We start from the raw sequence: 18,343 nt of genomic DNA, 5'->3' as shown, positions 1-18,343 counted from the left end.
CCGCGCCATGCGACGCATCCTGCCCGCCGTGACGATCGCCGCGATGCTGGCATCGTGCGGCGGGCAGGACACCACCCCCGATCCCGCCCCGCCGCAGGACGAGGCCGCGTTCCTCGCCGATGCGGCGGCGATGCTGCCCGCCGACGAAACGCAGGATGCCCCGCCCGCCGACCCCGCCTCGGCCGATGAAACCGGCCTCGACGCGCCGGACTAGTCCCAGCCGGTGACGCGCCCGCGTTTCTCCTTGACCGCTCCGCGTTCCTTCTTCTTCTTCAATCGCTGCACCTTGCCGATGCGGTTCACGCGGGTCTTCGCGCGCGTCTTGGGCTGCCGGCGTGCCTCTTCGAGCAAATCGGTCAGCCTCTGGCGCGCATCGCTGCGGTTGGCGTCCTGCGTGCGGTGACGGCGCGCGTCGATGAGCAGGTCGCCCGACTGCGTCAGGCGGCTTCCCGCCAGTTGCTTCAGCCGGTGAAAGATCGGCGGCGGCAGGCCGAGCGCATAGATGTTGACCCGCAACTGCACCGCGGTCGCGACCTTGTTCACGTTCTGCCCGCCCGGCCCCGACGCCGTGACGAAACGTTCTTCGGCCAGGGCGTGGGCGCGGTCGATGATCGATCCGCCGGTCACTCGGCCTCTCGCCGCGCCTCGTCGCGGGGGGCCGGTCCCGGATCGTCAAAGCCAAGATCCGCGAAGGCGCGCGGGAAGGGCGCGCGTGCCGCGATGGCGGGCTTGTTATCGCGGGGCACGCACAGCGCGGCGGCATGCAGCATCGTGCGGCGCGCGCGGGCGTCCGGCCGTCCATAGACCGGATCGCCCAGCAATGCCGCGCCCAGCCCGTGTTGTGCATGGATGCGGATCTGATGGGTGCGGCCGGTCTCGGGCCGGAATTCAACCAGGCTCAACCCGTCGCGCACCGCGATCCGGCGCCACCGGGTCAGCGCGGGCTTCCCCTTCTTCGCCGCGATCATGCGCCAGCCATCCTTCTCACTGCTGACCTTGCTCAGCGACAGGGCAATCTCGCCCTCCGCCTCGGCCAGTTCGGTGCTCACGATGCCGAGATAGGTCTTCTCCACGATCCGTTCCTCGAACGCGCGGGACAGCCGTTTCAGCGCCTTGGGATTGCGGGCGAGCAGCAGGCAGCCCGACGTATCGGTGTCGAGCCTGTGCACCGGCACCGGTTCCCGCGCAAAGCCTAGCGTCAGAGCGCCGAGCCGGTCCGCGAGCGAGGGCGCGCGATTGCGCGGCCGGTCCACCGGCAGCCCCGCCGGCTTGTCGATGATCAGCGCCTCGGCATCCTCGAACAGGATGGGAATGTCGGTCATAATGCGGCCACGGCCCTTTCCATGCGGGTGAGCGCCTCTGTGAGGCTGTCATCGTCGGCGGCGAAGCTGACCCGGAACCCCTGTATTCCGCAATGCGCCCCGCCAAATGCCGAGGCCGCGACCACCGCGACCCCATGTTCGAGCATGTGCAACGCCAGCGCATTGTCATCCTCGCAACCCTCGCCGATGAGCGGCGCGGCATCGACGAAGCAGTAAAACGCCCCATCCGGCACCGGGGTCGACAGGCCGGGAATCGCATTGATCGCCTCCACCACCCGGTCGCGCCGCGCCCGGAAAATCGCGCGCCAGTCGGACAGGAAATCCTGCGGCCCTTCGAACGCGGCGACCGCGCCGGCCTGGCTGATCGAGCAGGGATTGCCGCTGCTGTGCGACTGGAGCCGTTCCATCGCCCGGATCAGCCAGCCGGGCCCGGTCGCGACGCCGATGCGAAAGCCGGTCATCGCATGGCTTTTCGACACGCCCGACACGGTGAGGATGCGGTCCGCCAGATCGGGGCGCAGCGCCGCGAGCGTCGCATGCGGCGTATCGCCATAGCGCAGCGGCGCGTAAATATCGTCGCTCATCACCATGATACGCGCGTGCCGGTCCAGCACGTCGGCCAGCGCGCGAAGATCGTCCGCCGTGTACACCGCGCCGGTCGGATTGCCGGGGCTGTTGAGCAGGAGCCAGCGTGTCGCAGGCGTGATCGCGTTCGCAAGCTGCTCTGCCGAAATGCGAAAACCGTCCGCCGCCGTGGTCGGCAATGGCACCACATTTGCGCCCGCGAACCGCGCGATTTCGGGATAGCTCACCCACCACGGCGCGGGGATGAGCACCTCGTCACCCGGATCGATCGTGGCGAGCAGCGCGTGGAAGATCGCCTGTTTCCCGCCCGCGCTGACCGTGACGTCGGCGGGCGTCGCGGCGATGCCGAGATCGCGCGTGAAATGCAGCGCGGCGGCCCGCTTCATCGCCGCGGTGCCGCCCACCGGCGTATATTTCGTGGCGCCTTGGTCCAGCGCATCCTTCACCGCCTCGACCACATGGGCCGGGGTGGCGAAATCGGGCTCCCCCACGGAGAGCGACACGATGTCGCGCCCCTCGGCCCGCATTGCGGTGGCGCGGTCGGTCATCGCGGTGGTCTGTGACGGGGCGATGCGCGCCAGTGCGGCGGAGATCCGGTCCGCCGAAGCCTGCGCCTGCGTCATATCAGCCGTGCCCGCATCATGCCGCGAAGGGCGTTGCCAATGTGAAAACCGTCCTTCAGATCGTCGAGCGTCAATTCCGCCTCCCGTGCCACCCCTTCGTCGAGCAGTTTCTGCCGCATGACTCCCGGCAACAGCCCGAGCGATGCAGGCGGGGTCAGCCATGCACCATCGCGTTCGACAAAGATATTGGTGAAGCTGCCCTCGGTCACGCGCCCGTCATGCCGGACCAGCACCGCCTCCTCCGCGCCGAGACCCGCCGCCGCGAACCGCGCCGCATCGTATAAATCGCGCAGGCTGGTCTTGTGCGACAGGCGCCAGTCATCCGCCTCCACCGGCAAGTCGTGGGGCATGCAGGGCACCGGCTGCGTCAGCGGGTCGGGCATGGCGCCCCCCTCCAGCGTCCAGGATCCGTCCTGCGCCAGCATCACGCGCAAACGCGCCGGTTCGCGGTGGGTAAAGCAGAACGCTTGGATGTCGTTGCGAATGGCATGGCGGTCGCAGGCAAAGCCGAGCGCATGCGCACTCTGCTTCAACCGTTCGAGGTGGCGTTCGACCATCGGCACACCGATCAGCGGATCGAAATGCATCGTCTCGATCAGGTGGAAAGGCGCCAGATCCGCCGACGCGAACCGCCCCTTCACCAAGCATTCGTCCCATTCGGCCCGCGCATTGGATCCCGCGGTAATCGCCGAGCCCACGCCCAATATCGCATCGCCCCCCGCATCGAGGCGCAAGGTGCGGATCGCCACGTTGAACGCGGCATCGCCATCGGGGTCGAACCGCCCGACGGCTCCGCAATACACGCCCCTCGCCGCGTCCTCCTCCCGGTGGATCAGCTCCATCGCCCGGATCTTCGGCGCGCCGGTGATCGAGCCGCAGGGCATGAGCGCGCGCAGCACGTCGCCGGCGTCGCGGCCCGGCGCCAGATCCGCGGTGATCGTCGTTACCATCTGATGCACGGTCGGGTATGTTTCGATGGCGAAGGGGGCCGCCACGCGCACGCTGCCCGGCACGGCGACGCGGCTGATGTCGTTGCGCATCAGATCGGTGATCATCAGGTTTTCGGCCCGGTCCTTTCCGCTCTGGAAAAGTGCATCGGCGAGCGCGCTGTCCTCCTCCGGTGTGGCGCCGCGCGGGCGGGTGCCCTTCATCGGTTTCATCGTGACGGTGCCGTCCATGACCGCAAAGAACAGCTCGGGCGAGAAGGACAGCGTCCAGTCGGTGCCGTCGAACACGATGCCGCCGTGCCCCGCCGCCGCGCGCCCCCGGATCGCGGCATAGATGGCGAGCGGATCGCCGCACCAGCGCCCCGACAGCGGAAAGGTCAGATTCGCCTGATAGATATCGCCGGCCTCGATCGCGTCGCGCAGCGCGGCGAAACGGCGGGCGTATTCGTCGAATTTGCACGCGGGACGGAGCGGGGAGAGATGCGACGGCGGCAATTCGTTCTCCGCAATCCGCGCCGCCAGCCATTGCGGCACGTCGCCCGCCGGAATCGTGTCGCAGCGATCGAACGCGGCGAGCCAAACGAGCGGCGCATCACCTGCGCGGGTAAGCGGCGCCAGCCGCGGTTCGAGCGCGAGCCCGGCATCGTAGGCGATCTGGCCTGCGACATGGTGCCCGGCGACAAGCGCCTCGCGCGCGGCGGCAAGCGCCGGTGCGACCTCGTCCCCGCGCCGCGCGACGAACGTCGCCCGCGGCCCGCGATAGAGCCGCGCCGGAGCGGGATTTTCCGCCAGCGGACGCGCATCGTCGAGAAGGATGAAAGCTTCGCTCATGCCGCCCCCTGCATGGCGGCTGTCGCTGCGGGCGGCAAGGGCGAAGCGCTCGCGGCCTACACCGGCAGCGACAATTCCGCGCACAAGCCCGTCGCCCCGCCATCATCCGCGTCGCGATTGGCGAGGATGAGCGTGCCCCCGTGCTGCTCCGCGATCGCGCGGGCCAGCGTCAGGCCGAGGCCCGCGCCGCCGGTGCCGCGATTGCGCGACGGATCGCCCCGCGCGAACGGCTCCATCATCGCGGAAATCTGCCCGTCGGGAATGCCCGGTCCCCGGTCCATGACGCGCACGATGGCGCGATTGCCGCGCCGTTCCACCGATACGTCGGCACCGCCGGCATAGCGCACCGCATTCCCGATCAGATTGCGGAGCGCCCGGCGTAGCCATGTCGCGCGCAGCGGGAGCACGATACGCTGCGTCTCGCCCAGCTCGACCGGGTCGCCCATGTCCTCGAACTCTTCGACGACCGATACGACGAGCGCCGACAGTTCCGTCGTTTCGAGCGGGTCGGACGGCCGCCCCACCCGCGCGAGCGACAGGATGTCGTCAAGCGTGCGCACGATATCCTCGATCGTGGCGGCCATGCGGGCGCGCTCGTCCTCGTCCTCCACCGATTCGATGCGGACGCGCAGCGCGGCGAGCGGCGTCTTCAGATCGTGGCCGATCGCGCCCAGCATCACGTTCTTTTCATCGAGAAGCGCGCCGATCCGCTGTTCCATCCGGTTATGCGCGATGATCAGCCGGCGCGTGTCGGTCGGGCCGGCGGGCTGCACCCGCGCGTCGGCCGACATGGCGGGATCGCGCGAAAAATCCTCGACCCTGCCGGTCAACGCCTTCAACGGTCCGGTAATCCGGCGCAGCAGCAATGCGATCGCGCCGACCAGCACGATATAGGTCAGCACCGTCTGCAACAGCAGCAGGCGCACGAAACGCCCGGTGCGCGCAGGCGGAAGATCGCGCGCCACGATCCAGTGGCTGGCACCTGCGGGGCGCATCGCGGCGACGATCACCTGCGACCGGTCGGGCGGCGGGGAGGCGCCGAACCGGCGGCGAAGGAAATTCTGCGCCGGGGGGTCGTCGGCGAGCGGACGTTCGAAGACATCGAGCGCGGTAAAGGCAATGCCCTGCTCGCTCAGCACTTGCGCGAGGCGCTCCTGCAGATTGCCGCGCATGCGGTCCTGCGACGTGCGCGGCGAAACATTTGCGGAGACGAGCCCCATGGAGCGGCGCGTGCCTCTGCCTCGCATGCCGCGCATCGCATCCCGGCGCGCGTCGAAGGCCTGCGCCCCGATCAGGCGGAAGGCCAGCGTGTGGGCGATCGAATTGTCGGCCCGCGCAACCTCCGCGCGGTAGATGATGACCGCGCTGATCGCCTGACCCAAAAGCAGCGCGAGCGCGACCGCGAGCAGCATCTGCCCCTGCAGGCTGCGCGGCAATATCCGGCGCGACAGGATGGACAGCCGGCGGCGCAAGGGCTCAGCCAGACGCCGCGCGCGTCACATCGGCGGCCAGCATGTAGCCGCCGCCCCGCACGGTCAGGATGAGCTGCGGATCGGAGCGGTCGATCTCGACCTTGCGGCGCAGGCGGCTGATCGCATTGTCGACGGCGCGGTCGAACAGATGCGCCTCGCGCCCCTGCACCATGTCGAGCAGGCGATCGCGGTCGATCACCTGTCGCGGGCGGTCGCAAAACGCCTTGAGCAGGCGGAATTCGGCCGAGGAAATCGCCACCACCGCCCCTTCGGGATCGAGCAGCCGCCGCTTGAGCGGATCGAGCCGCCACCCTTCGAAACAGTAATCCGCCTCGGTCCCCGCCGGTGTCTCCGCCCGGCTCGCCCGGCGCAGGACCGAGCGGATGCGCGCGACAAGCTCGCGCGGCTCGAACGGTTTCACCACGTAATCGTCGGCCCCGATTTCGAGGCCGACGATGCGATCGGTTGCCTCCCCCCGCGCGGTGAGGAGGATGACCGGCACGCGCTGCGTCTCGACGAGATGGCGGGTGAGCGACAGCCCGTCCTCCCCCGGCATCATGATGTCGAGCAGGACGAGATCAGCCGCCTCGGATTTCAGCATGGTGCGCGCGGCGGCGGCGCTTTCGGCCTGCCGCACGGCGAAACCCTGTTTCGTGAGATATTGGCAAAGCGGCGTGCGCAACGCCTCCTCGTCATCGACGACGAGGATCCGGTCGGGCACGGTTTCGGGCGCGTCGGCCATCAGCCGCCGCGCCCGGATCGGTATGCGGGATGTTTTGCGTCAGCCTGCATCGCCGCTCCGCTGCCGGTGCATGGCGCGCATCGCGTCACGGGCGGCCTTTCGCTCCGCTGTGGTGACGGTGCCGTCGCCATTCGCGTCCATGCGGGCAAAATGGCTTTTCGCCGCGGCGCGCATTTCGGCGCGGGTGATTGCATCGTCGCCATCGGCATCGGCCATTTTTACCATGCCCATACCCCTGCCGGCGCCGCGATGCGCCATCGGTCCGCGCCCTTCGCGCTGGCCGCGTGCGGCGAATTCGGTGCGGCTGATCTGCCCGTCATTGTCGGTGTCGAGCCGGTCGAACATGGCGTCTTGCCGAGCCTGGCGGTCGGCGGCGTCGATCGTGCCGTCGCCATTGCGGTCCATCCGGTCGAACAGGGCGAGCGCACGCGCCTCCGCCGTGGCGAGCGTCATGGGTTCCATCGTGGGATGGTCGCGGTCCTGCGGCGCGGCGCGGGCGATATCGGGGGCGGCGACGGCCACGGCGCCAAGGCCGATGACGGCGATCCCCGCGGCAAGAACGGTCTTTTTCATGGTCGATCCATCCACTTGCAAAAAGGGTGAAGCCGCGGCCAGCGCATCGGGCCTTGGGGAGGGGACATCAGGGGAAAACCCGAATGATGCGCCGTCCGCGACTTCGTGAAACCCTTATAGCGGCCCACCTGTCGCAGGATTATGCCAGAAGCGGGAAGAATTGTCGCAACAGGTATCAGGGACCGGCCCGCGTTCATCGGCGCGCAAGGACCGGCGCCCCGTCACCCCTCCAGAGGCGCGCATTGCGCCGCGACCCAGGCCAGATCGCCCGCATCGTCCATCACCGATTTCGCGATCTCCAGCGTGCGGGCATGGTAATCGTCCACCCACTTTCGCTCCGCCTCGGTCAGCATCGCGACATCGATGAGCCGCCGGTCGATCGGCACGAAGGTCAGCGTCTCGAACCCCAGCACGTCGAGTTCGGCGCCGGGCACGTCCTTTTTCACGGTCAGGATCAGGTTCTCGATCCGGATCCCGTATTCGCCCGCCTTGTAATAGCCCGGCTCGTTCGAGAGGATCATGCCGGCATGCAGTTCCTGCGCCGTGCCGGCCTGCCCGCCGCCGGGCTTCGCGATGCGCTGCGGCCCTTCGTGCACGCCGAGATAGCTGCCGACGCCGTGGCCGGTGCCATGCGCGTAATCGACGCCCGCCTGCCACAGATATTGTCGCGCGAACCCGTCGAGCTGGCCGCCCGTCGTGCCTTGCGGAAACAGCGCGGTGTCGATGGCGATATGCCCCTTCAGCACGCGGGTGAAACGGTCGCGCACCTCGTCATGCGGGGCGTCCGGCCCGACCCAGATGGTGCGGGTGATGTCGGTGGTGCCGCCCGGATATTGCCCGCCGCTGTCGACGAGATAGACGCTGTTCGGCTCCAGCTTGCAGTTGCTCTCCGCATTCACGCGGTAATGCGGGCTGGCGCCGTTCGGCCCGGCGCCCGATATGGTGTCGAAGCTGGTATCGCGCAGGTCGCCGCTCTGTGCGCGTTCGTTATAGAGCCTTTCCACCGCGGCAAGCTCGTCGATGTCGCCCTTGGGCGCTTCTTCGTCGAGCCATTTGAGGAAGCGGGACACCGCCCGCGTATCGCGGGCCTGCGCCTCGCGGTGGCCCTTCACCTCGGCGGCGTTCTTGATCGCCTTGGGCAGCATGATCGGATCGGTGAGCGTGACGGGCGTCGCGCCGGCAATCTCCAGCACGTCGTAGATGGCCGCCACCCCGCTGTCGGGATCGACCGCGACACGCTTGCCGCCAAGCTCGTTGAGCCCGGCCTCGATCTCGTCACGCCCGCGCAACGTGACCTGATTGCCGAGATGTTCGCGAAGGTCGCCATCGACCTTTTCGGGTGCGACGAACCATTGCGCGGTCCCGTCGGCGGCGACGATGACATAGGACAGCGCGACCGGCGTGTGGCTGACGTCCGCGCCGCGAATGTTGAGCAGCCAGGCAATGGAATCGAGCGCGCCGATCACCGCCGCATCGCAGCGATTTTCCTTGAGCCAGCGGGCCACGGCCTCGCGCTTGTTCGCGCTGGTCTCGCCGGCGAGATCGTTGGCGTAGGGCTGTGCCTTGGCCGGGGACGGTTCGGGCCGGTCCTGCCACACCGCGTCGATCGGATTGCTGTCGAGCGGGACGAGCTCGGCGCCGACCGTCTCGAGCGCCTTTTGCGTGTCGGCAACCCAGCCGCGCGCGTGCAGCCACGGATCGAACCCGATGCGCGCACCCTTCGCGACATTCTTCGCCAGCCATTGCCCGTGGCTGGTCGCCGGCACGTTTTCATAGTCCCAGAACTTGCCATCGACCTGTTCGCGCACCTGGAGCGTATAGCGCCCGTCGACGAACATCGCGGCCTTGTCGCGCAGCACGATGGCGCTGCCCGCGCTTCCGCCGAACCCGGTGAGCCAGGCGAGCCGCTGGGCATAATCGCCGACATATTCGCTCATGTGCTCATCGCTGATCGGCACGACGAAGCCGTCGAGATCGCGGCGTTTCAATTCCTCGCGCAGGGCGGAGAGGCGGGCTTCGTGGGTGTGCATCAACATGGGCGTTACCTTGTCGGAATATCGGGCCGAGGTTCAATCGGCGGTTTAATCGGCGGGCGCGCTTGCAGGGGCAGGGGCGCGACCATAGATGCCCAACATAGACACGCCGGCCCGCGCTTTAAAGCGCAGTCGGCACGCCGCCTGTGCGCATGAACGTCGCACCGGGCCGGATACCGCCATTGGAAAGGCATTTTCTTGACCGACACCACCCCCGCGACGCAGCCCCCCATCGCTCGGAAACAGGACAATCAAACGACCCATCACGGCATTGCGATCACCGACGAATATGCCTGGCTGCGCGATGCCGGCTATCCCAAGGTGGAGAACGCGGACATCCTCGCGCATCTCAACGAAGAGAACCGCTGGTTCGAAACGCGCATGAAACCGCACGAAGCGCTGGTCGAGGATCTGTTCAAGGAGATGCGCGCCCGGATCAAGGAAGCCGACGCCTCCGTCCCGCAGAAGGATGGCGACTGGTATTACTGGATCGAATATCTCGACGGCGCGGAGTACAAGCAATGGTGGCGCAAGCCCGCCGCTGGCGGCCGCGATGGCGAGGAGGGCAAGCAGCTCATCCTCGACGAGGCGGCCCTCGCCGAAGGGCACGAATATTTCAGCCTCGGCGCCTTTTCGGTGAGCGCGGACGGCACGATGCTCGCCTATGCGACCGATACCGACGGGTCGGAACGCTATGAGGCGCGGTTCCGCGATCTTTCCACCGGCGCCGACCTGCCCGATGTCATTCCCGGCACGCTGGGGTCGCTGGTCTGGGTGAAGGGCGACAGCGGCATCGTCTATTCGCTGGCCAATGAAAACTGGCGCACGGACAATGCGCGGCTCCATTGGTTGGGCCGGCCGGTTGCGGAGGATACCGAGCTCCTCCACGAGGATGACGAAGGTTTTCGCGTCGGTTCGGGCCTCTCCGCGACGGAGGAATGGCTGATCATTTCGACGAGCGATCATGAAACGAGCGAGGCGTGGATCGTGCCCGCCGACGATCCGGAGGCCGAACCCGTGCTGATCCGCGCGCGGGAGAAGGGCGTCGAATATGATATCGACATGCGCGGTGACACGATCTTCGTCCATACGAACGACACCCACGAAAATTTCCGCCTCGCCACGGCGCCGCTGTCCGATCCCGCCGCATGGACCACGCTGATCGCAGGGTCGGACGATTTCTACCTGACCGGTTTTGAACTGTTCCGCGATTTTCTGGTGATCGAGGGGCGCCGCGACGGGCTCGACCAGATCGAGATCCGCTCCTACGACGATCCGGCGGACGTGCGGCCCATCGCCTTTCCCGAGGCCAGCTTTGTCGCCAGCCTCGGCAATAATCCCGAATATGCCGTCGATACGCTCCGCCTGTCGTATAATTCGATGGTCACGCCGGGCACCGCCTATGATTATCACCTCGCCGACCGGCGGCTGGAGGTGTTGAAGGTGCAGGAGATCCCGTCGGGCTACGATCCTGCCCAATATCGTACCGAACGCGTGACGATCACCGCGCGCGACGGGACCGAGGTTCCCGTATCGCTGGTGATGCGGGCCGATACGCCGAAGGACGGTTCCGCGCCACTGCATCTCTATGGCTATGGCGCCTATGGCATCGCGATCCCGCCCGGTTTTTCGACCACGCGGCTCAGCCTCGTCGATCGCGGTTTCATCTATGCCATCGCGCATATCCGCGGGGGCGACGATCTGGGCCGGCGCTGGTATCTCGATGGGAAGCTGGAGCGGCGGACCAACGCGTTCACCGATTTCGTCGATGCGGCGAACGGGCTGATCGACCTCGGCTATACGCGCAAGGGCCGGGTGACCGCCTCGGGCGGATCGGCGGGCGGCGAGCTGATGGGCGCGATCGTCAACACCGATCCCGACATCTGGGGCGCGGTGGTGGCGCATGTGCCCTTCGTCGACGTGCTCAACACCATGCTGGACGCATCCCTGCCGCTGACGCCGGGCGAATGGCCCGAATGGGGCAACCCGATCGAGGACAAGGCCGCCTTCGAACTCATCCGCAGCTACAGCCCCTATGATAATGTCACGGCACAGGATTACCCGCCGATGCTGGTCACCGCCGGGCTGAACGATCCGCGCGTGACATACTGGGAGCCGGCCAAATGGGTCGCCCGCCTGCGCGATCGCAAGACCGACGACCATGAATTGCTGCTCAAGGTGAACATGGGCGCCGGGCACGGGGGCAAGTCGGGCCGGTTCGATTCGCTGCGCGAAGTGGCGGAGGAATTCGCCTTCATCCTGTGGCAGATGGGCATGACGAAGGCGGCGTGATGCGAAAACTTCTTGCCTTGCTGCTGTTTGCCGGGCTGCTTTTCGGCGGCTGGTACTATGCCTCGCCCCGCTATGCGCTGCATCGGCTGGAGCAGGCGGCGCGCGATGGCGATGCCGCCGCGTTGGAGGAGCGGGTCGATTTCGCTGCGCTGCGCGGCTCACTCGTAAGCGAACTCGATGAAGAGATCGATGCACGCGGGGGCTCGCCGCTCGAACGGCTGGGCGCAAGGATCGCCGGCGTTGCGGCGGGGCCGGTGGTGGACCGGTTGGTCACGCCGGAGGGTGTCGCCCGGCTCCTGCGCGAAGGGCGCGCCGGGCCGGTCGTGATGCGTCCCGAGCGCGGCGACGATGGCCGCGAGGCGGAAGCGCCCGACCTGCGCATTCTTCGGCGCGGCCTCGACGAATTTCGCGTGACCGGGGCGGCGACGCAGGGTGCGCCGGCGCTGATCTTTGCGCGGGACGGGCTGGGATGGACGCTGGTCGGGGTGGATCTGTGAGCCGTTTTACCATGCGCTTTACTGCGCGGGCCGAACATATCGACATCATGGGCCATGTGAACAATGCCGTGTGGCTGCAATGGGTGCAGGACATCGCGGGCGCGCACTGGCACGAAATCGCCACGGCGGAGGAGAACGCGGCGGCGATCTGGCTCGTGACGCGGCACGAGATCGACTATCGCGGCAATATTGCACAAGGGGAGAGCGTCATCGCCGAAACCTGGGTGCCGGATCGCCCCGCCGGTGCGCGGTTCGACCGCATGGTCGCATTCCGGCGCGAGGCGGACGACGATGCCGCAGGCGGACGGGCGCGGCCCATCGTGTCGGCGCGCTCGACCTGGGCCATGCTGGACCGCGAAACGCGCCGTCCCATGCGTGTGCCGGCCACGCTTGCGGACCGGGTGCTGACGGCGGATTAGGCGCCGGCGGGGCCGTTGTCCTCCGCGCGGCGCCCGCGACTTGTCTGCGGATTGCGGCGGTCCGCCGTGCGGCCGGGCGCCGAGAAGAATTGCATGCGTTCGCTGATCATCCGGTCGCGGCCGCTGTTCTTCGCTTCGTACAAAAGCCGGTCGGCATGGGCGTAGAGCTGCCGCATGCTCGTCCTCGTGCCCGGCGGCGTATCGACCAGTCCCATGCTCGCGGTGACGACGAGGTCGATGCCGGGCATCTGATTGGCGACGCGGATGGGAATGGCGCTGCGGATGCGTTCGCAGCGTTCCTGCATCGCATTGCCCCGCACGAGCAGGACGAATTCCTCGCCCCCCATGCGGAAGGGAAGGGCCTCGTCGTCGCTGCTCAACACCTTGGCGACTTCCTGCAGGACGCGGTCGCCGGCGGAATGGCCGAAGCGGTCATTGACCTGCTTGAAGAAATCGAGGTCCAGCACCGCGAGGCCGGTAAACCCCTCGGCCCTGAGTTCGGCGAATTTCTGCTCCAGCGCGCGGCGGTTGAAGATCCCGGTGAGCGCATCGCGGTCGACGAGGCCGGACAGCATTTCGAGCCGGGAGCGGGCCTGGTCGTGATCGCGGCGCAGGATGTCGAAACGATCGACCACGCCCAGCGACGTCATCAGCACCTCGAACGCGAGGGTCAGGAAAAACAGCTGCCCGACCCATGGCGGGCTTTCGGAAAGGCCGACGCCCTTGGCGATGCGTTCGAGGCCGAGCAGCAGCAACGGGGTCCAGCCGATGATCTGAAACCACACCGCGCGCGAACCGCGGCGGCGCGCCTGCATCATGGCGGCGACGTAAACGAAGGTGAGGGGGAGGAACCCCGCGCTGAACATGGTGAGCGAAACCGTGCGGAACATGGGCAGCGGCAGCAGGATCGTGCCCAGCACGGCAAACGTGGTCCACCCCGTGACGACGAGCGCGCGGCGCATGCCGGGGCCGAGCATGCCGGGCTCCAGAAAGCGGACCGTGAATTGCGTGCCGAGAAACGCGGCGGTCAGGAAGCTGAACGGGTAGAGGAACAACAGCACATGGATATTGGGCGTGAGGAGATAATTGCCGAGCCCGCTCGCGATCTTGATGTAGATCAGCATGCTGATGACGGCGGCACTGTGCCAGATGATGAAGGTCTTGCGCAGCACGCGGTAGAACGCGAGATTGTAGATCAGCGGCACGAGCATCAGCCCGCACAGAAACGCCATCAGCAGCATGGACCCGCGGCCCCGGCCGAGCGACATCGCGCCGTCGTTTTGCGCCTGTTCCAGCATCGCGTCGGATGCGATGGCCCGGTTCCACGGTTTGGTGACCGTCACGATCAAGGCGTCCGCGCCGCGCAGATCGGGCAGCGGAAGGGCAAAATTCGGCCCGTTCACGAACATGTCGATATCGTCGAGCGTGTAGCGCGCAACCTCCTTCGTCCTATCGCCGCGCCGCACCGCCATCGATAGCGTGTCGAAACGGGCGACGTGGCTGACGAAATGGGTGGCATGCGCCGCGGCGGCGAGGTCGTCCGAATCGAACAATATCCGGACCGGCCCGGTGACCGACCCGTGACCGACGGGTTCGCATAGCCATTCGCCCCCGTTGGTACGGGCCGTGCCGGGACCGCCCCCATCGGGACTGCCTACGCCGGGACTGGCCGCCCCGGCATCGACCGGACCGAATGCAAAACACGAAGCCCTCACCGAATCCACCGGAAGCGGATGCGCCAGCGCGAGGCCCACGACGCCGATCCCGCCGGTTACCGCAGCGAGAAAAGCAAAGAGAACGAATATCAGCCGAATCGACATCGGACGGGCGTATAGGACAAATTTACAGCCTTCGAGTTAACGCATTCCCCGAAAAGACCGTTAGCGGGGGATCAGCCGATAGCCTGTGAAACCGGCAAATATTCGTATCCCAGTTCTTCGGCCACGGCGCGATAGGTAACATGTCCATTATGGACGTTAATACCCTGCGCGAGATGCGGATCGGCCTTTGCCGCGGCTTTCCACCCGTCTCGCGCGATGGCGAGCGCATGGGGCAGCGTCACGTTGTTCAGCGCATAGGTGCTGGTCCGGGCGACCGCGCCGGGCATGTTCGCGACGCAGTAATGCACGATGCCGTCCACGATATAGGTCGGGTCGTCATGGGTGGTGGCATGGCTGGTTTCGAAACAGCCGCCCTGGTCGATCGCGACATCGACGAGCACCGCGCCCGTCTTCATCGACGACAGCATGTCGCGCGTGACAAGCTTGGGCGCCGCCGCACCGGGAATGAGCACGGCGCCGATAACGAGATCCGCCTCGCAGACCGATTCGAACAGGTTCGCCTTGTTCGAAAAACGGGTCTTGGCCCGGCTTTCGAAATGATTGCCCAGCCGTTCGAGCTGCTCCGGGCTGCGGTCGAGGATGGTGACATCCGCGCCGAGGCCGACCGCCATCTGCGCCGCGTTGAAACCCACGACCCCGCCGCCGATCACCGCGACCTTGCCCGGCATGACGCCCGGCACCCCGCCGAGCAGCGTGCCGCGCCCGCCGTGCCGCTTTTCAAGCGCGGTGGCGCCGGCCTGGATCGACATGCGGCCGGCGACCTGGCTCATGGGTTTGAGCAGGGGGAGCTGCCCGTTCGGTCCCGTCACCGTTTCATACGCAATGGCGGTGACGCCCGACTTGACCAGATCGGCGGTCTGCGCCGCATCGGGCGCGAGGTGGAGATAGGTGTAGAGAATCTGGTCGCCGTGCAGCTTCGCGCGTTCTTCGGCCTGCGGTTCCTTGACCTTCACCACCATGTCGCAATCGGCAAAGATCGGGTCCGGGCCATCAACGATCTTCGCGCCCGCATCGACATATTGCCGGTCATCCGCGCCGATGCCGTTGCCCGCCCCGCTTTCGACCCAAAGCTCGTGGCCCGCGGCGACGAGTTCGTGCACGCTCTCGGGCGTCAGGCCGACGCGATATTCGTGGTTCTTGATTTCGCGGGGGGTGCCGATGCGCATGGGGGAGTGTCCTGTCGATGAATTGTCCTGTCATGCCATCATACGCGGCATGGGGCGTAATGTTTCGCCTATTTCGCCTTGCTACACGGCATGAAGTGGGAATAATTCCCGTTCGCCACACAAAACACGGGAAGATCATGCATGGACCGCCACGATGTTGCCCTGATCGAAGCGTTGCAGCGCGATTCATCGCGGCCCATCGCGCAGCTTGCCGAAACGCTCGGCCTCTCCGCCTCGGCGTGTCACCGGCGGATTCGTGCACTGGAATCGCGGGGATTGATCGCGGGCTATATCGCACGGGTGAATCCGCGCGCGCTCGGCCTCGCGATCGAGGCGTTCGTCGAAATCACGCTGGTCAGCCAGAGCCGCGAGACGATGGACCGGTTCGAGACGGCCGTGGGCGATTTCGACGATATTCTCGAATGCCACCTGATGAGCGGCGCGCATGATTACCAGCTGCGCGTGGCGGCGGCGGATCTGTCCCAATATGACCGGATCCACCGCGAATGCCTGTCACGCCTGCCGGGCGTGTCGTCGATGCGGTCGAGCTTCTCCATCCGCCGGATCAAGCGGATGCGCGCCTATCCGGTCCCGGACGGGGCGGGCGGTTAAAGCACCTGCCCGTCCTTGTCGCGGTAGATTTCGCGGCGCCCGACATGGTTCGCCGGCCCGACCAGGCCGTCCTTTTCCATCCGCTCCACCCATTTGGACGCGGTGTTGTAGCCGACGCCCATCTGCCGCTGGATCCAGCTGGCGGAGACTTTCTGTGCCTCGAACACCATCTGGCACACCTGCATGTACTTGCGGTCGTCGGGATTGTCCGCCGCCCCGTCGAGATCGTCGAAGCTGAAACCGCCGCCGTCCTCCGGCTCCTCGGTGACCGAATCGACATATTCGGGTGCCCCCTGCGCGCGCCAGTGATCGGCGACCGCCTCGACCTCCTCGTCCGATACGAACGGGCCATGCACGCGGGTCAGCGGTTTGGAGCTCGCCTTGTACAGCATGTCGCCCTTGCCGAGCAGCTGTTCCGCGCCCTGATCGCCGAGGATGGTGCGGCTGTCGATGCGGCTGGTCACGTGGAACGAGATGCGGGTCGGCATGTTCGCCTTGATCACGCCGGTGATGACGTCGACCGAAGGACGCTGCGTCGCCATGATGAGGTGGATGCCCGCCGCGCGCGATTTCTGGGACAGGCGCTGGATCAGCACCTCGATCTCCTTGCCCACCGTGATCATGAGGTCGGCAAGCTCGTCCACGATCAGCACGATCTGCGGCAGCACCTCGTAATCGAGCTGCTCCTCCTCGAACAGTTCCTCGCCCGTTTCGGGGTCGAAGCCGGTCTGTACCCGGCGGCCGAGCGGCTTGCCCTTGGCGGCGGCGGCCTTCACCCGCTCGTTGAAGCCGGTGAGGTTGCGCGCGCCGATGCTGCTCATCATCCGATAGCGGCGCTCCATCTCCTCCACCGCCCATTTCAGTGCGCGCACCGATTTCGCAGGTTCGGTGACGACGGGCGACAGGAGATGCGGAATATCGTCGTAGCTTTTGAGCTCCAGCACCTTCGGATCGATCAGGATGAGCCGGCATTCCGCCGGCGTCAGGCGATAGAGCAGCGACAAAAGGATGCAGTTCAGCCCCACCGACTTGCCCGAACCGGTCGTGCCCGCGACCAGCAGGTGCGGCATCGCGGCAAGGTCGGCGACGATGGGTTCGCCCGCGATATCCTTGCCCAGGATGATCGGCAGCATGCCCGAATGGTCGGCAAAGGCGGCGCTGGTGATCAATTCGCGAAAGGCGACCATCTGCCGGTCCGCATTGGGAAGCTCGATCCCCATGACGGTCTTGCCAGGAATGGGCGACACGCGGGCGGAAATCGCGCTCATGTTGCGGGCGATGTCGTCGGCGAGGCCGATCACGCGCGCGGCCTTCACGCCGGGGGCGGGTTCCAGCTCGTACATGGTGACGACGGGGCCGGTGCGCACGGCGGTGATCTCGCCCTTCACCTTGAAATCGTCGAGCACGTTTTCGAGCAGGCGTGCGTTGCGCTCCAACGCCATCTTGTCGAGCTTCGGCACGCTGTGTTCGGGCGGCTCGGCGAGGAGTTCGGGGCTGGGGAGCGCGAAATTGCTGTTGAAGAAATCGCCCTGGCTTGGCCGGGTGCGCATCTCGGCGGGTTTGGGCGGCGCGGTGGGGTCGGAGATTTCGGGCGCGCGGCGGGGCGGGCGCGGCGCGGTGTCGGCCTCGTCACTGGTGAAATCATCGTCGCCCGATGGGGCAGCGGGCGCGGCGCGGCGGCGTTCCGTCTTCGGTTCGTGCGCAATATCCTCGCGCGGCGCATTGTCGCGCGCGGGGCGCAGGCGGTGCAGCATCGCGGGCAGCGTCATCAGCCCGCGCCAGTCGATCGCGAACACCCGCCCGGCAAGGACCACCCCCGCCGCCAGTGCCGCAATCGCCAGCGCCAGGATGATCCACCCCGCATAGGCCGCCCCGGCCAGCCCCGCGACCCCGGTGATCAGCATCGCGCCGCCCAGCCCCGCGATCCCGCCCATCCCGGCAGGAAGCCCGCCGACGGGATTGTCGAACACAAGTGCCATCACGGCCGACAGCAGCACCATCGACAGCAGCAAAAGGCCGAGCGGCCGCCACCAGCGCGGGCGCGCGCCATCATCCTCCGGATCCGCCAATTGCCACAGCCGCCGTGCGAACACGTAGAGCAGCGGCAGCAGCAGCGCCGCGACCGGCCCGAACAGCACGAGCAGCCGTTCCGCGGCAAAGGCGCCGGCCTGCCCCATCCAGTTGGCGACATCGGTGCCCGCCGCCGTGCTGGGCGAGGGATCGGTCTGGCTATAGCTGAGCAGCGCGAGCGCCAGGAACAGCGCGAGCGCGAAGAGCGCGGCGGCCCCTGCCATTTCCAGAGTGCGGCTTACGCTGCGCTGCCATGCCGCGCGCCAGTCGGGCGCGCCCCGTGCCGTGGTCGCCATGCGGCCCCCCATTGAACGAACG

The 18,343-nt window shown here is 67.1% G+C and carries 16 protein-coding genes; 5 read left to right on the top strand and 11 right to left on the bottom strand.

Features of this window, described 5'->3' with window-relative positions:
• The first annotated feature begins 7 nt into the window (after positions 1-7).
• Positions 8-214 (top strand): hypothetical protein, encoded by a 207-nt coding sequence (locus tag Q0897_RS07430; RefSeq protein WP_239805055.1) that lies wholly within the window; start codon positions 8-10, stop codon positions 212-214.
• Here Q0897_RS07430 and arfB read toward each other — a convergent pair.
• From arfB to Q0897_RS07390, 8 genes are all read right to left on the bottom strand, one after another.
• The gene (gene arfB, locus Q0897_RS07425; protein WP_202082746.1) at positions 211-627 is read right to left on the bottom strand and encodes an alternative ribosome rescue aminoacyl-tRNA hydrolase ArfB; all 417 of its coding nucleotides are present in this window, start codon (positions 625-627) and stop codon (positions 211-213) included. The two genes, Q0897_RS07430 and arfB, sit on opposite strands and share 4 nt — an antisense overlap.
• Complete coding sequence (locus tag Q0897_RS07420) at positions 624-1,322, bottom strand: RluA family pseudouridine synthase (protein ID WP_299308588.1); 699 nt, start codon at positions 1,320-1,322, stop codon at positions 624-626. Before Q0897_RS07420 ends, arfB begins: the two co-directional genes overlap by 4 nt.
• Positions 1,319-2,530 carry a pyridoxal phosphate-dependent aminotransferase gene (locus Q0897_RS07415; protein ID WP_299308587.1) on the bottom strand — a complete coding sequence of 404 codons (1,212 nt, stop codon included), beginning with the start codon at positions 2,528-2,530 and terminating at the stop codon, positions 1,319-1,321. The genes Q0897_RS07420 and Q0897_RS07415 overlap by 4 nt, the downstream gene beginning before the upstream one ends.
• Positions 2,527-4,308, bottom strand: coding sequence for an aminodeoxychorismate synthase component I (gene pabB / locus Q0897_RS07410; RefSeq protein WP_299308586.1), 1,782 nt, complete (start codon positions 4,306-4,308; stop codon positions 2,527-2,529). The genes Q0897_RS07415 and pabB overlap by 4 nt, the downstream gene beginning before the upstream one ends.
• A 56-nt stretch (positions 4,309-4,364) precedes the next feature.
• A complete protein-coding gene (locus Q0897_RS07405) occupies positions 4,365-5,780 on the bottom strand; it encodes an ATP-binding protein (RefSeq protein WP_299308584.1) in 1,416 nt (471 codons plus the stop codon).
• A 4-nt stretch (positions 5,781-5,784) separates the two neighbouring features.
• The gene (locus Q0897_RS07400) at positions 5,785-6,522 is read right to left on the bottom strand and encodes a response regulator (protein ID WP_299308583.1); all 738 of its coding nucleotides are present in this window, start codon (positions 6,520-6,522) and stop codon (positions 5,785-5,787) included.
• Between the two features lie 39 nt (positions 6,523-6,561).
• Positions 6,562-7,095 (bottom strand): EF-hand domain-containing protein, encoded by a 534-nt coding sequence (locus tag Q0897_RS07395; RefSeq protein ID WP_299308582.1) that lies wholly within the window; start codon positions 7,093-7,095, stop codon positions 6,562-6,564.
• Between the two features lie 221 nt (positions 7,096-7,316).
• A complete protein-coding gene (locus Q0897_RS07390; protein WP_299308581.1) occupies positions 7,317-9,131 on the bottom strand; it encodes an aminopeptidase P family protein in 1,815 nt (604 codons plus the stop codon).
• A 195-nt stretch (positions 9,132-9,326) separates the two neighbouring features.
• Here Q0897_RS07390 and Q0897_RS07385 point away from each other — a divergent pair, with 195 nt between their 5' ends.
• Genes Q0897_RS07385 through Q0897_RS07375 form a run of 3 tightly spaced genes read left to right on the top strand, consistent with a single transcriptional unit; the run spans position 9,327 to position 12,336 of the window.
• The gene (locus Q0897_RS07385; protein WP_299308580.1) at positions 9,327-11,420 is read left to right on the top strand and encodes a S9 family peptidase; all 2,094 of its coding nucleotides are present in this window, start codon (positions 9,327-9,329) and stop codon (positions 11,418-11,420) included.
• Entirely contained in the window at positions 11,420-11,917 is a 498-nt protein-coding gene (locus tag Q0897_RS07380) for a DUF2939 domain-containing protein (RefSeq protein WP_299308578.1), read from the top strand. Before Q0897_RS07385 ends, Q0897_RS07380 begins: the two co-directional genes overlap by 1 nt.
• Positions 11,914-12,336 (top strand): acyl-CoA thioesterase, encoded by a 423-nt coding sequence (locus tag Q0897_RS07375; RefSeq protein WP_239805045.1) that lies wholly within the window; start codon positions 11,914-11,916, stop codon positions 12,334-12,336. The genes Q0897_RS07380 and Q0897_RS07375 overlap by 4 nt, the downstream gene beginning before the upstream one ends.
• Here Q0897_RS07375 and Q0897_RS07370 read toward each other — a convergent pair.
• Positions 12,333-14,156, bottom strand: coding sequence for a diguanylate cyclase (locus Q0897_RS07370; protein WP_299308577.1), 1,824 nt, complete (start codon positions 14,154-14,156; stop codon positions 12,333-12,335). The genes Q0897_RS07375 and Q0897_RS07370 overlap by 4 nt on opposite strands.
• A gap of 71 nt (positions 14,157-14,227) precedes the next feature.
• The gene (gene ald / locus Q0897_RS07365; RefSeq protein WP_299308576.1) at positions 14,228-15,343 is read right to left on the bottom strand and encodes an alanine dehydrogenase; all 1,116 of its coding nucleotides are present in this window, start codon (positions 15,341-15,343) and stop codon (positions 14,228-14,230) included.
• 141 nt (positions 15,344-15,484) lie between these two features.
• Between ald and Q0897_RS07360 the strand changes: the two genes are divergently transcribed.
• Positions 15,485-15,955 (top strand): Lrp/AsnC family transcriptional regulator, encoded by a 471-nt coding sequence (locus Q0897_RS07360; protein ID WP_202082768.1) that lies wholly within the window; start codon positions 15,485-15,487, stop codon positions 15,953-15,955.
• Here the strand turns inward: Q0897_RS07360 and Q0897_RS07355 are convergent.
• A complete protein-coding gene (locus Q0897_RS07355; protein WP_299308575.1) occupies positions 15,952-18,321 on the bottom strand; it encodes a DNA translocase FtsK 4TM domain-containing protein in 2,370 nt (789 codons plus the stop codon). The genes Q0897_RS07360 and Q0897_RS07355 overlap by 4 nt on opposite strands.
• Positions 18,322-18,343 lie beyond the last annotated feature (22 nt).

Source organism: uncultured Croceicoccus sp., assembly GCF_947496385.1.
GTDB lineage: Bacteria > Pseudomonadota > Alphaproteobacteria > Sphingomonadales > Sphingomonadaceae > Croceicoccus.
The sequence above is the reverse complement of the archived record's forward strand: the minus strand, read 5'-3'. Positions and strand labels throughout refer to the sequence as shown.

What these genes read in the sequence shown, in the direction of transcription:
- ald (WP_299308576.1), bottom strand. Translation starts at nt 15,343, where the DNA reads ATGCGCATCGGCACCCCCCGCGAAATCAAGAACCACGAATATCGCGTC.
- Q0897_RS07430 (WP_239805055.1), top strand. Translation starts at nt 8, where the DNA reads ATGCGACGCATCCTGCCCGCCGTGACGATCGCCGCGATGCTGGCATCG.
- Q0897_RS07370 (WP_299308577.1), bottom strand. Translation starts at nt 14,156, where the DNA reads ATGTCGATTCGGCTGATATTCGTTCTCTTTGCTTTTCTCGCTGCGGTA.
- Q0897_RS07415 (WP_299308587.1), bottom strand. Translation starts at nt 2,530, where the DNA reads ATGACGCAGGCGCAGGCTTCGGCGGACCGGATCTCCGCCGCACTGGCG.
- Q0897_RS07390 (WP_299308581.1), bottom strand. Translation starts at nt 9,131, where the DNA reads ATGTTGATGCACACCCACGAAGCCCGCCTCTCCGCCCTGCGCGAGGAA.
- Q0897_RS07395 (WP_299308582.1), bottom strand. Translation starts at nt 7,095, where the DNA reads ATGAAAAAGACCGTTCTTGCCGCGGGGATCGCCGTCATCGGCCTTGGC.
- Q0897_RS07360 (WP_202082768.1), top strand. Translation starts at nt 15,485, where the DNA reads ATGGACCGCCACGATGTTGCCCTGATCGAAGCGTTGCAGCGCGATTCA.
- Q0897_RS07355 (WP_299308575.1), bottom strand. Translation starts at nt 18,321, where the DNA reads ATGGCGACCACGGCACGGGGCGCGCCCGACTGGCGCGCGGCATGGCAG.
- Q0897_RS07400 (WP_299308583.1), bottom strand. Translation starts at nt 6,522, where the DNA reads ATGGCCGACGCGCCCGAAACCGTGCCCGACCGGATCCTCGTCGTCGAT.
- Q0897_RS07380 (WP_299308578.1), top strand. Translation starts at nt 11,420, where the DNA reads ATGCGAAAACTTCTTGCCTTGCTGCTGTTTGCCGGGCTGCTTTTCGGC.
- pabB (WP_299308586.1), bottom strand. Translation starts at nt 4,308, where the DNA reads ATGAGCGAAGCTTTCATCCTTCTCGACGATGCGCGTCCGCTGGCGGAA.
- Q0897_RS07420 (WP_299308588.1), bottom strand. Translation starts at nt 1,322, where the DNA reads ATGACCGACATTCCCATCCTGTTCGAGGATGCCGAGGCGCTGATCATC.